Consider the following 12971-nt stretch of genomic DNA (forward strand, 5'->3'; position numbering starts at 1 on the left):
TTATTTGTAGAACGCCGTGCTCTGATCGAGCAGACGTCCGCCGTCGGGCACTTCGGCGCGGAACTTAGCGAAGCTGACTTTCTGGAACAAGGTCTGCCACTGGTTCCACTCATCGAGCGTCATCTTGTGGATCTTCGCGTTATGGCTCGCAAAAAGTTGCGCGACGCGGCGATCGTCCGCTTTCGCCCCTTCGAACGCGCTCTGCTCGAGGCTTCGACCCACGTCCGTCATGATCTTTTGCTGCTCGGGCGTGAGCTTGTTCCACGTCTTCATGCTGATCGCGATCGGCTCGATCGTGTAGTAGATGCTGTAGTCCTCGGGCGAGTTGTAGTACTTCGCCACTTCGTAGAGCCGATACGAACCGAAGGTGCCGGACGACGTCCACAAGCCATCGAGCAAGCCGAGTTGCATCGCGCTATAGGTTTCCGACGACGCCATTGACACGGTACTCGCGCCGGCGCTCTGCAAGGCCGCCTCCATCATCTTTCCGGCGCCGCGCACCTTCTGCTGCGGCAGATCCGCAGGCACGTTGATGGGCTTGGACTTGGATGCCATGCCGCCCGAGATTTGAATCCAGCAGAGCGTCTTGAAGCCATATGCTTCTATCTTCGCTTCGAGTTCTTTCCAGGGCGCGGAGGTGCGGAATTTGAAGACGTCCTCGGGCGTTTTCCAGAGGCCCGGCAGGAGGATGAGGTTCATCTGCGGGATCGCGCCCGCCGAATAGATGTACGGATAGATTGCGAGATCGGCGCTGCCGTTCTTCAAGGCCGTGTGGGTGTTCAGCGATTTGACGAGCGACTCGGCCGGAAAGATGTTGATGTGTATCTTGCCGCCCGACTTCTGCTCGACCTGCTGCGCGAACTTCTTGCCGGTCTGCACCACATAATCGTTCGGGTCGTCGGGCCATTGATGCGCCATCTTGAGCGTCACGACGTCGTCGGCGTGTGCCGCTGTCGATATCGCGGCGAGCGCGAACATGGCGGTGAACATGCGGGTCCAGCGCTTTGCCTGCATCTTCCGTCTCCTGATTTTCTATTTATCGAACCTTCGTTTCAGCGCGTCTGTTCTTCCTGAATCTCGACGATAGCCGCGCGTATGCGCGCCGCGATGCCGTCGAGCGCGCCTTCCATCCGATACCGTGGCCCCGCGACCGCAATGCCGAACACTTCCCGGTTCACATGCACGGGCATGGCAAGTGCAAAGACATCGCTCACGCTTTCGCCGCGCGTGAGAAAAAAGCCGCGTTGCTTCGATTCCACGAGGTCGGCCATCAACGCGTTTGCAGCGGTCAAAGTGTGCGCGGTGACCGGCGCGAGCGTCGTGTGCGCGAGCCACTCGGAAAGCGTTGCATCGTCGAGTTGACCGAGCATCGCCTTGCCGATCGACGTCGAGTAGAGCGGTTTGAGCGCACCGGCCGGCGCGCTGTATCGAATGGTCTGCGGACCTTCGTACACGGCGAGATAGACGATGTGATCGCCCTGACGTTTGCCAATGATCACGGTCTCTTGCGTGGCCTCGCGCAACGCCAGCAACGACGGCTCGATGCGTTCGAGAAACGGGTCGTGCGAGGCGATCTCGAGCGCCATGTCGAGCAGCCGCCGCGTTGGAAACAAGTCTTTGCGACGCCCGGTGACGTAGAGATAGCCGCGCTCGGTCAGCACTTTCACGATGCCGTGACTGGTGCTGACCGGCATGCCCGACGCGGATGCGAGTTCCGACAGCGTCATCGGGCGGCATGCGGCTTCGAATGCCTCGAAGATGCTTAGAGCACGGTCAGTCGGCTTCAATTTCGTATGTTCGAAAAGAGTTTCGCCAAATCGAAACCGAGTATAAAAGATGCGAGCGTCCTTCCGGTCGCTGATTGGATCGGGATTTACCCTTTGAAATGAGGTGCCGAGGCGAAGCCGAGAATCTCACGCGCCGCCGTCCGTAGGCGGCGCGGCGTTATCGCTGGCGAAGTTCAGCTCTGCGTTGCAGCAGGGCGCCGCTCGCGCACGGAGTCCAGTACTGCCTCGACGACCCGGTCGACAGAAGGCCAGTTTTTATCCGGTGCATGTTCGACATAGCTATCCGGCGAGACACTCCGATACTGCTCCGGATAGCCCCAGATCGCGTCGTGAACGTTCGGCCTCGTGATGCTGCCGCCGATCACCGCGACCGTCGGCCGACGAAACGCGGCCGCCACGTGCATGAGCATGGAAGAGTTCGTCAGCACGACATCCGCCGATTCGGCAAGCGCGAAAACCGTTCGCATCGACAACGTTCCCGCCACCGAACGAACCGGCACGCCCGGACCGGCGGCGGCGATCGCTTCGGCGGCGCGCGCCTTGTCGGCGGCGCTGCCCACGATCAGGATGTCGCAGGCGTCGTCGGTTCGGTTGAGCGCCGACGCAACCCGCGCGAGCGCGGGGCCGACCTGTTTTGGGTCCCAGACCTTGGTCGGCACGCCTGCCCCGATGCCGACCAGCACGCGCACCGGGCGATTGCCAGACTCGGCGGCGTGCCAGACGTTCGCGGCCTGCGCGCGCTCATCCGCGGTAAGAAAGAGTTGCGGCCGCGCTTCGGGCAGATCGGTCGCGCCCAGCAGTTCGGCCTGCGCAAGCGCGGCGCGTCCACTTTGGCGACGCGCGAAGTCGATAAATCCCTGGCATCCGCTGTGACCGCCGCGATAGCCGCGCACGCCTATGCGGTAGCGCACGCCTAAGCGCATCATCAAAAGCGCGCCCATGTAGCTGCCGAGCACGTCGATGCCGACATCGAAGCCGCCACGCCTGCGCAGCGCGGCGACTTGCGGCGACGACAGTAGAAAGCGCAGAACGTTACGCGGTGAACGGTCCTGGACGAGCTTGTTGTTCCAAGGCGCATCGATCTCGACGATCTCGTCGATGAACGGATTGTTTTCCAGAATCGGCCGCCCCCAACCGCCGATGCCCGCGACAAGGCGCGTCGTCGGAAAACGCTTCTTGAGCGCCTCGAAGATCGGCGTGGTGGTCAGCAATTCACCGAAATCGTTCGGGCGCAGCACGAGGATTTCGCGCGGCACGTCGCGATGCGGATCATGCCGTGCCGGGTTCAAGCGTCCAATCGTCCAGACCGGCAATTCCGTCAGCAGACTCTTCCAACCCATTGCTCCTCCGTGCACGCGGTGGGCGCCGAATGGCGTCGCGTTTTCCGGATCGATTGTGCATCGGGGAGCCGTTGCGATCTGTGGGCGTGATTACAGAAAGCGGTCCGTCGCGCAGCGAGCGGTAGTTCGACGCGCCGCTCAGACGGCGCTTGCACTCCGATACTCGCGCGGTGCCGTATCGTGATATCGCCTCCAGACACGGCGAAAGTCGCGTACCGACGCGAACCCCGATTGCTCGGCCACGCGTTCTATCGACAGCTCCGGGCTCGTCAGCAATCTTTGCGCGCGAGCCACGCGAAGACTTTGCTGATACGCCAGCACGGTGACGCCCGCATGCTCCGCGAACAACCGGCTCAAATGCCGCGGGCTGACATGCGCGGCCTGCGCAAGCTCGGCCACGCTCCAGGCGCGCGCGGGGTCCCGCGCAATGACGTCCTGCGCCCGGTGCACCGCCGGATGCATGTGATTGCGATGCGCAAGCCACGGCGACAGCTGCGATTCGTCTCCCGCGCGGCGCTGGTACATCACCTGACGTCGCGCCACTGACGCAGCCAGTTCCGCCCCCTCGGTCTGCTCGATCACATGAAGCGCCAGGTCGATGCCCGCCGTGATGCCGGCGCTCGTCAGCACGTCGGTGTCATCGACGAACAGGCAGTCGTCCTGCACGCGCGCCGTGGGTTCCTCGCGCTTGAGCAGATCGATTAACGCAAAGTGCGTGGTGCAGCGGCGCCCGGCGAGCAAGCCCGCGCGCGCGAGCAGCACGGCGCCGGAACAAATGCTGGCGATGCGCGTGTCGTCGCGCGGCGCGGTTCGCAGCCAATGCGTGACCGCATCGAAGGGCGCGCTCGTGCCGGGCTCGGGCGATTCCGTGGTGCCGACGACCATGACGAGGCTATTCGGCGGCAGCTTGTCGGGCAGCGGTTCGAGGCCGTCGACAAACGTGCCGATGGAGGTCGCGACGCGAGGCAGCGGGCCGCAGTGATGCAAGTCGAACGAAGCGCCGGATTCAGCCGCCATGCGAAAAGCCTCGGCGGGGCCCGCATAATCGAGCATCAGCACGGAGGGCGTCAGCACGAACCATACGGATGTCGCGGGCATCATGCCGCGCGTGGCGTTTGCCAATTGGCGAGCGCATCGTCGACGCTGGCGATGCGTGCAAAACGATTCTGCAAGACCAGTTCCGTGTGCGCCTTGATTTCCGCCGGCGAATAGACGCGTCCGCTCGTCGCGTGAGTCATCGGGAAGGTGAGCGTGGCGTCGGTCACATAGTCGACCGTATAGCCGATGTCGGAGGCTACGCGCGTCGTGGTCTCGCAGCATTGCTCGGTGCGGATGCCGGTGATGACGAGATGATCGATCTGCCGGCGACGCAACCAGAGATCGAGGCCGGTATCGGTGAACGCGTTGTGCGTGTGTTTTTCGAAGACCACGGAGGGCGCGCCCGGCAACCAATCCTGCGGCACGACAAAGCCGGATTCCTTGGTGAACGGACCAGCCTTGCCGATGTGAAAGATGTGGACGACCGGAATGCCGGCTTCGCGCGCGCCACGGTCCAAGCGGAGGATGGCGCTTTTGAAAGCAGGCAGATCGGCATCCGACCAGTCGGCGGTCTGACGAAACGATTCCTGTACGTCGATGATGATCAGCGCCGAGCGGGGGAGGGTGGCGGACATTTTTGACGCTCCTTGATTGGGAAAGTCCCATCATAAGCGGGCTTTTTGCGGGAATCGAGAATGCTTGCGGTCAGGATGAGGACAAAATCCGCCAAGCGTCTGGCGAAGGCGACTGGTTGTTTCCTAGGGCCTAAGCACCGCTGCGACAAATGAGGTCCATGAATTGCTATAAGGCGTCTCAAGCGTCATTCGGATTTTCAACAGCCGAGGTCTTGCTGAAGGACGCGTCTGATCAAACAGTTCCGATCGACGAAAAACCAGCGCTTGCCTAATGGTCCGGGCAAGCTCGACGAGGGGTCGCCGGGCGCACCTCATTTCGCTTCAACAGCCACTACACCGCCTCTTGGCGCGAGCTCTAATTCAACAGGAGCAATCATGCATTTCGTTATCAACGGCAAGGCAGTCGACCTGGACTTCGATCCAAGAACGTCGCTGCTCGATCTGCTGCGTGAACATCTCCATCTTTTCGGCGCTAAGAAAGGCTGTAATCAAGGTGCATGTGGCGCTTGCACGGTGCTGGTCGATGGCACGCGCATCAACAGTTGCCTCGCGTTGGCCGTTCAATATCAGGACCGCGAGATCACCAGCGTCGAGGGACTCGGCGCACCGGGGGCGCTTCATCCACTTCAGGAAGCCTTCGTCGAGCATGACGGTTTTCAGTGCGGCTACTGTACGCCCGGTCAAATCTGTTCGGCTATCGGAATGGAAAAGGAGTTGAGAGGCGGCGTGCCGAGCTATGTCAGCGAGGACGTGAGTGCGGAAGGCTTCTCACTGACCGATGCGGAACTGCGCGAACGGATGAGCGGAAACCTGTGCCGCTGCGGTGCGTATAACGGTATCGTCGACGCCATTCAGATCACGTTCGGAAAGGTTCAGACGCAGAAAGAGTCCGTCGAGCAAGGGGTCGAACAATGAATCCCTTCACCTATGAACGCGCCCTGGATCAGCAGGCGGCGCTGACGTCCGGCGCCCGTTCGGATGCAAAGTACCTAGGCGGCGGCACCAATCTCGTCGATCTGATGCGAGAGACGATCGAGCATCCGACGATGCTGATCGATATCACGGGCCTCTCATGCGCCATCGACGACACGGATGACGGCGGCCTGAGAATCGGCGCCGGCGTAAAGAACACCGCCGTGGCCGCTGACCGGCGCGTGCGCGAACGCTACCCGCTATTGTCCGAGGCCATCCTTGCAGGCGCTTCCGCGCAGATTCGCAACATGGCAACGGTCGGCGGCAATCTCCTGCAACGCACCCGCTGCGGCTACTTTTACGATGATGCCGCCCGCTGCAACAAGCGCGAGCCGGGTTCGGGCTGCGATGCAATGGACGGATTCAACCGCATGCACGCCATCTTCGGCGCGTCCTCCGCGTGCGTGGCCACGCATCCCTCGGACATGGCGGTAGCGCTCGCCGCACTCGGCGCGAACGTGGAAGTCGAAGGCCTCAATGGCGCGCGTCGTATTCCCCTGATCGATCTTCACGTCCTGCCCGGCGACACACCGAACATCGAAACGGTGCTCGAAGCAGGCGAACTGATTACGGCTGTTACGTTGCCGCCTGAATCGGCGGGCCGATCCGCCTATCGCAAAGTCCGTGATCGATTTTCCTATGCCTTCGCGCTCGTTTCCGTGGCGGCGGTTCTCGACGTGCAGGGCGGCATGGTCAAGGAGGTGAAAGTCGCCCTGGGCGGTGTCGCGCACAAGCCGTGGCGCGCCTTCGCGCTCGAAGCGGCGCTCAAGGATGAACCCGCGACCGAAGCCGCGTTTCGCGCTGCCGCAGCGGCGGAATTCGCGTCCGCTCGAGGTCTTCGCGACAACGCCTTCAAGATCGAACTGGGTCAGCGCGTGATCGCCGACACACTGGTCAAACTGACCGCTCGCAAGGAGATCCGCTAATGCCTATCCTCAAGGACGCCGTGCAGGCGGTCATGAAAAAAGCCATCGCCCTCGCACCCGATAGCTTCATTCCCGGCGGCAAGCCGGACCCTTTGATCCTTCACAAGCACGGGCTGATCGGCGCACCGGTTAGCCGTATCGACGGACCGTTGAAGGTGTCCGGTCAGGCGACTTTCTCGGCCGAGTTTCCAGTCGATGGCATGACGTACGCGGCACTCGAGTACGCATCGATAGCGCGCGGCCGCATCGTGCAGATCGATACGTCGGCGGCGGACGCCGCGCCGGGCGTCGTGCTCGTGATGACATACAAGAACGCGCCGCGTCTGAAGCCGATGCCCGCGTTCATGACGAAGCCCAAGGCCGCGGGTGGCGACGATGTGCCGATCATGCAGGACGATCAGGTTCACTGGAACGGTCAACCGGTTGCGCTCGTGCTGGCCGAAACGCAAGAGCAGGCGGACCACGCGCAGTCGCTGATACAGGTGACGTACGAGACCTCAGGCGATGCGGTGACGTCCTTGGCGGCAGCGAAGGCGCACGGCTCGGAGCCGGGCGTGTTTCAGGGCGAGCCGCTCAAGCTCGAGATCAAGGATGCCGAGGCAATGCTCGCCGCCGCGCCGCACAAGATCGACGTGCGCTACACGACGCCGCGTCACAATCACAATCCAATCGAACTGCATGCGGCGACGCTCTTTTGGAAGGACGAGACGCTGCGTATCCACGATACCGTGCAGGCGGTCGCGCACGAAGCGTGGACCATTGCGCAGGTGTTCGGCATCGACGAGAAGGACGTGCATGTCACGTCACCGTATGTCGGCGGCGGATTCGGTTCCAAAACCATCTGGCAACACCAGGTTCTGGCCGCGGCTGCATCGAAACTCGTGAAACGTCCGGTGCGGATCATGTTGACGCGCGAGGGCGTATATCGCATCGTCGGTGGACGCACGCTCACCGAGCAACGCGTGGCGCTCGGTGCCCAGGCTGATGGAACCCTGGACGCGTTGATTCATACCGGCACGGTCGCCATGACGCCGCATAACAACATGCCCGAGCCGTTCATCTTGCCGGCAAAGAGCGCATATGCGTCGCGCAGTTTTCTGCTCGATGTCGAGACCGTCAAGATGAACATGACGGCCAATACGTTCATGCGCGCGCCCGGCGAGGCGGTCGGCACCTTCGGGCTCGAATGCGGCATCGACGAACTCGCGCACGCCATGGGCATGGACCCTATCGAGTTGCGACTCAAGAACGAGCCGGAGAAAGATCCGACGACGGGACTGCCATTTTCCCAGCGCGGAATCGTCGAGGCATGGAAGACCGGCCGTGAACGATTTGGTTGGGCCGAGCGCGGCGAGCCGGGCGCACGCCGCGACGGCGACTGGCTCGTTGGCGTGGGCTGCGCAACGGGAACGTATCCGTACTATCGGATGCCCGGCGGTGCGGCGCGCATCACGCTCAATAGCGCGGGGCGTGCGACCGTCAGCATCGCCGCGCACGAAATGGGCATGGGAACGTCGACCGCGCAGACGCAAATCGTGGCCGAACGCCTTGGGCTCGCCATGGAGGACATCGAGTTCAAGTACGCCGATTCACACTTGCCCGGCGCGGTGCTCGCGGGCGGTTCGCAGCAGACGGCGGCCATTGGCGCTGCGGTGATCGCGGCGCATCACAAGCTCGTGAAGGAACTGCTCCGTCTTGCGGGCAACAGTTCGCCGCTATCCGGTCTTTTGCCCGACGACGTTGGCGGCCACGACGGCGGCCTTTGCGCGCTCGACGACGAAACCCGGCACGAACGCTACGGCGCCATACTCGCTCGCGGTCAGCGCGATGAAGTGACCGTGGAGGCCGAAGCCCCGATGCCTTTCGAATTGCAGCACTGGTCGATGCACAGCCATAGCGCGCTCTTCTGCGAAGTGCGTGTGAACGTCGTCACAGGTGAGATTCGCGTAAGCCGTTTTCTCGGTTCGTTCGACTGCGGCCGCATCATCAATGCCAAGACGGCTGCGAGCCAGTTTCGCGGCGGCATCATCATGGGACTCGGCCTTGCGCTCATGGAAGAGACTCAATTCGACGAGAGAAGCGGCCGCGTGATCAATCCATCGCTTGCCGATTATCATGTCCCAGTTCATCTCGATGTCCCGAGAATCGATGTCATCTGGAACGATGAAGCCGATCCGCACACGCCGATGGGCGCGCGTGGCGTCGGCGAGATCGGTATCACGGGCGTGGGTGCGGCCGTGGCGAATGCGGTTTTCAATGCCACGGGCAAGCGGGTTCGGGATCTGCCGATCACGTTGGATAAGGTGATGTGAGGTTTCGGCGCGGGCGCGGACTGTGTACGTGTTCCGGTGACCTTCAGGTAATCAGCTTCGAAAGACGTGGCCGGTTGCCGAAAAAGAAGTGAACGTCGCGCGCGCATCGCTTGCCGGGGCATCGCGGGATGCTTGATCGTTTGGCGAAGACATGCGCGACGCTCGCTTGAGCCGGCGATAGCCAGCTCAAGCCTTCAGCGCCTTCAGCTTGTTCCAGTCGAACTCTATTCCATGCCCCGGCCCTTCCGGAGCGATAGCAAAACCGTCCTCGATACGAAGCGGTTCGGCCAGATACTTCTCCAGCCCGAAACCGTGCGCTTCGAGATAAGAGCGATTCGGAACCGCCGCGAGCAAATGCACGGTCACGTCATGGGCGCCGTGGCTGGTGACGGGAAGGTTGTGCGCTTCCGCGAGATGGGCGATCTTCATGAACGGTGTGATGCCCCCGCAATTCGTGACATCGGGCTCCGGGTACGTCACACGACCGATGGTGATCATCTGCTGGAACTCCCAGATCGTGCGCATGTTTTCCCCTGTGGCGACCGGCAAGCCGCCTTCGCTGACGATCCTCGCGTGACCCGCGATATCGTCGGGAATGGTCGGCTCTTCGAGCCAGCCGGGGTTGAACGGTGCAAGTGCGCGCGCGGCGCGGATGGCTTCATCGACGGACCATTTCATGTTGGCGTCGACCATCAGCGGGAAGCTGTCGCCGAGCATCTCGCGCATGGCCGCGACGCGTGCCACGTCCTCCGCCAGATTCTTGCGTCCCACTTTCATCTTGATGGCGCGAAAGCCTTGGTCGATGAAACCTTCCGCCTGGCGCAACAACTGATCGAGTGGAAAGTCCAGATCGACACCACCCGCATAGACCGGCACCTTGGGATCGTAGCCGCCGAGCATGCGCCAGAGCGGCAGGTTCGCGCGCTTCGACTTCAGGTCCCAGATCGCCATGTCGAAAGCGGATAACGCGAGGACAGTCGGGCCGCCGCGCCCACCGTAATGCATGGCCCACCAGATCGATTTCCAGAGCGCTTCGGCCAGGTCCGCATCCTGATGCCGGGCCAGTTCGGCGATCTCGTTTGCCGCCGCCTGAACCGAACGGCCGTTGCGCCCGACGGTGTAGGTGTAGCCGACACCTTGGGCGCCATCGGCATCGCGAACGGTTACCGTGACCAGCTCGAAATTGGGAATGAGGCCGTGCGTGCTGTCGGACAGCGGCACGGGCAGGGGAACGCGGAAATAGTCGCTACTGACATCACTGACGATCGCCATGACACGTCCTCACGATTGATCAAACGAAAGATGCTGCGCGGCACCACTGCGTGCTTACGCCTCTGAGCCGCTGTCTCCTTGCAGCCGTGCGGAACGTCGACGGCGCGCTTCCGTATCGACGAGATGTTCCAGCATGGCGGCGCTCGCGCGCGGGCCGTCGCCGCCGATAATGGCATCGAGCACCGCCTTGTGCAACGTCAGCGAGATCGCGTGAGTTTTCGTCGGGCGTCGAGTTGGTCAAATGAAGCGAAGCCATTCGCGCCACGGACCCTGGTTCGGCGGGCGATCGCGCGCTTGCACGATGAGCATCGCACGTTCGTCAGGCGCATCGATAGATGACCGACTCAATGTCGCGACGGCTCGTTGTTGCGGCATTGGCCACTGCGCTTGGCTGCTATTTTCGCTCGCGGCATGACAACGCAGTTTGCGGCACGATACGGTATATGTAGCCCAAGGCCACGTGGCTCGGGCTCGATTGAACCGTTCATCTCAGACCATACGAGGCACTATGCGCATTGGATTCATTGGCACCGGCACGATCACGCGGGCCGTCGTGACCGGAATGATTCGGTTCGACGTTCCCTTTGAACACATTGCGCTTTCGCCGCGCAATGCCGAAATCGCCGCGAAACTTGCGAGTCTCGACGCGCGCGTCGCGGTGTGCAGCAGCAATCAGGAGGTGCTCGACACCAGCGACGTCGTGTGTCTCGCGGTCGTGCCGCAAATTGCGTCGACGGTGCTTGGCGAACTCGAGTTCGATGCACGGCATCAGGTCATCAGCTTCATGGCGGGCTTGTCGATCGAGCGAGTGTTCGGCATGGTGCGCACGGCCGCGAGTATCGCGCGCGCGGTTCCTTTGCCGGCCGTCGCGGAAGGCAAGGGCAGCACGGCCATCTGTCCGCCGAGCGAACTCGCGCGAGCGCTCTTTGGACCGTTGGGTAAGGCGGTCGAAGTAAACAGCGAACATCAGTTCGATGCGCTGTCGGCAGTCACGGCAACCATGGCCAGTTCCTACGCGCTACTGGAAGAGCAGGCTGCGTGGCTCGTTCGCCAAGGGCTGCCGTATGAGGCGGCCCGATCGTTTTTGTCGGGCTATCACGTCGGCTTGGCACACGCTACGACGCGAGGCGATCAACCGTTCTCGAAGATGATCAAGGAGTCGAGCACGCCCGGCGGCATCAACGAGCAGCTTCACGCGGAGTTGCAGCAGAAGGGGACTTTCGCGAGTTATTCGGAGGCGCTTGATCGGATCATGCGACGGGTTCAGGGGAGGGGGTGAGGCTTGCTTGGGTTGTTCTGGGACGCATACGAACTTAATCGACATTATGATATTAATGTCTAACTTGGAGTCTCGGTTAATTTTATTTTTTGCGTATTACGTTGATTATCTTGACCCGTATTTAGTTTCATTCGCTTCTTTTCTGAAGGATGTCCACACGTTGCCGATCCTGCAAAGTCAATTTGGCACGCTTCACGCGGCCCTTGGCCTGACTCGTGTTTGCGCAAAATGCGTCGATGTTGAGCTCGTACAAGGCTCGCCCGAATTGCGTCACGCCTTTGCCCGCCGTGCTCGAACGGTTCTTGACATTGAACACACTGGCCTTGTCGCTACGGAACGCCATCGGTTTGCCGTGTGCGCGCAAGTACTTTGACAGCGCCTCGAAATAGCTGAAGGTCGACTCGGTCGCGGTGAAGTGCAGCGTCATCAGCCGTCCGGTGGTGTCATCGATAAACACAAGCAGCGTGCATTGCGGCGCTTGCTCTTCAAACCAGCGATGTTCACTGCCGTCGATCTGAATCAGCTCACCCAGGCACGCACGCCGATTACGCGGCTGGTGAATGCTGGGCGGGCGCTGCTTGCGGGGAACCCAGAGTCCTGCGGCCGTCATCAACGTTCGCACTGTCTTGACAGCCAGTCTGATGCCGTGGCACTCCCGTAACTTCTCGCATGCCAAGGTAGATCCGAAGTCGGCGTAGCGCTCGCGGATCAACCCAAGCGCGCGCTGCGCCACGCCCTCAGGTAGTCGATGATTGCTCGCGCGTGCGCGCTTAAGCGAGACCAGACCGAGCGCACCGGTCGCTCGATAACGCAGCATTCGCCGCTCGACCTGTCGCACGCTCAATTCCAGCCGCTCAACGGCCCGGCCCGGCTTGAGCTGCCGCTCGACGACAGCCTGAATGACCCTGAGGCGATCCACTTCGTGCATTGACATTGTGAGGGTCCCGGTCGTGTTCATCGCCAGCGCTCCTCAAACGCTTGTCTGGCAACGAAGCTACGTCAAAAGGCGACATCTCTACTTGGCAGAAACACGACATTTGAACTTGGGACCTACAGTCAGATAATCGATAATTAAGATTATGTAAATTGCCAAATGACCAACGTTCGTTGAACACAGCCCGACGGACTCTCGGTTAATCCAAGCCACTAAACGGTGGCAAGCCGCGCTTCCTGTCGATCGCATACCTTCCCCTCGGCCCTCAAACGGCTTCCCACCCGCACACACACAGCGCCCGCTATTCGAGGCGGCGAAGGCACGCATTCTCGTGAAGGCGCGACGGCCGCTTTCCGGCGCCGCGGAACAACTGCTGAGTCGGATTCTTCAACGAATGAGCGTATTCGCGGCAAGCGCTTGAGGCCGCGCTCACACTTTCAGGACTGAGCGATGTCGCGAAGGATATGTTCACTCTC

At 61.7% G+C, this 12971-nt stretch carries 10 protein-coding genes and 1 pseudogene; 4 read left to right on the forward strand and 7 right to left on the reverse strand.

All coding sequences use genetic code 11. The features are described from left to right. The 5 genes from dctP to NCR98_RS26610 form a co-directional block, all read right to left on the reverse strand. Positions 1–1014 carry a TRAP transporter substrate-binding protein DctP gene (gene dctP / locus NCR98_RS26590; RefSeq protein WP_244830389.1) on the reverse strand — a complete coding sequence of 338 codons (1014 nt, stop codon included), beginning with the start codon at positions 1012–1014 and terminating at the stop codon, positions 1–3. Between the two features lie 38 nt (positions 1015–1052). Next, a complete protein-coding gene (locus NCR98_RS26595; protein WP_284503959.1) occupies positions 1053–1787 on the reverse strand; it encodes an IclR family transcriptional regulator in 735 nt (244 codons plus the stop codon). Positions 1788–1960: 173 nt separating this feature from the next. Then, positions 1961–3127 carry a glycosyltransferase family 9 protein gene (locus NCR98_RS26600; RefSeq protein WP_250527824.1) on the reverse strand — a complete coding sequence of 389 codons (1167 nt, stop codon included), beginning with the start codon at positions 3125–3127 and terminating at the stop codon, positions 1961–1963. Between the two features lie 138 nt (positions 3128–3265). After that, positions 3266–4228, reverse strand: a complete 963-nt coding sequence (locus NCR98_RS26605) for a GlxA family transcriptional regulator (RefSeq protein WP_250527825.1) — start codon at positions 4226–4228, stop codon at positions 3266–3268. Next, positions 4225–4800, reverse strand: a complete 576-nt coding sequence (locus NCR98_RS26610) for an isochorismatase family protein (protein WP_250527826.1) — start codon at positions 4798–4800, stop codon at positions 4225–4227. Before NCR98_RS26610 ends, NCR98_RS26605 begins: the two co-directional genes overlap by 4 nt. A gap of 375 nt (positions 4801–5175) precedes the next feature. Here NCR98_RS26610 and NCR98_RS26615 point away from each other — a divergent pair, with 375 nt between their 5' ends. From NCR98_RS26615 to NCR98_RS26625, 3 genes are read left to right on the forward strand one after another with little or no spacing between them, the layout of a single operon-like run. Further along, positions 5176–5715, forward strand: coding sequence for a 2Fe-2S iron-sulfur cluster-binding protein (locus NCR98_RS26615; protein WP_250468302.1), 540 nt, complete (start codon positions 5176–5178; stop codon positions 5713–5715). Further along, positions 5712–6698: an FAD binding domain-containing protein gene (locus NCR98_RS26620; protein WP_250527827.1), complete on the forward strand. Its 987-nt coding sequence runs from the start codon at positions 5712–5714 to the stop codon at positions 6696–6698. The genes NCR98_RS26615 and NCR98_RS26620 overlap by 4 nt, the downstream gene beginning before the upstream one ends. Further along, entirely contained in the window at positions 6698–9010 is a 2313-nt protein-coding gene (locus tag NCR98_RS26625) for a xanthine dehydrogenase family protein molybdopterin-binding subunit (protein ID WP_250527828.1), read from the forward strand. The genes NCR98_RS26620 and NCR98_RS26625 overlap by 1 nt, the downstream gene beginning before the upstream one ends. A 186-nt stretch (positions 9011–9196) precedes the next feature. Here NCR98_RS26625 and NCR98_RS26630 read toward each other — a convergent pair whose 3' ends face one another. After that, entirely contained in the window at positions 9197–10282 is a 1086-nt protein-coding gene (locus NCR98_RS26630) for a mandelate racemase/muconate lactonizing enzyme family protein (RefSeq protein WP_250527829.1), read from the reverse strand. A 508-nt stretch (positions 10283–10790) separates the two neighbouring features. Between NCR98_RS26630 and NCR98_RS26635 the strand changes: the two genes are divergently transcribed. After that, positions 10791–11561, forward strand: coding sequence for a pyrroline-5-carboxylate reductase (locus NCR98_RS26635; RefSeq protein ID WP_250527830.1), 771 nt, complete (start codon positions 10791–10793; stop codon positions 11559–11561). A 163-nt stretch (positions 11562–11724) separates the two neighbouring features. Here NCR98_RS26635 and NCR98_RS26640 read toward each other — a convergent pair. Beyond that, positions 11725–12519, reverse strand: a pseudogene (locus NCR98_RS26640) (ISNCY family transposase); the annotation flags it as partial. Positions 12520–12971: the final 452 nt, after the last annotated feature.

The organism is Caballeronia sp. GAWG2-1 (assembly GCF_023631405.1).
Taxonomy (GTDB): Bacteria; Pseudomonadota; Gammaproteobacteria; order Burkholderiales; family Burkholderiaceae; genus Caballeronia.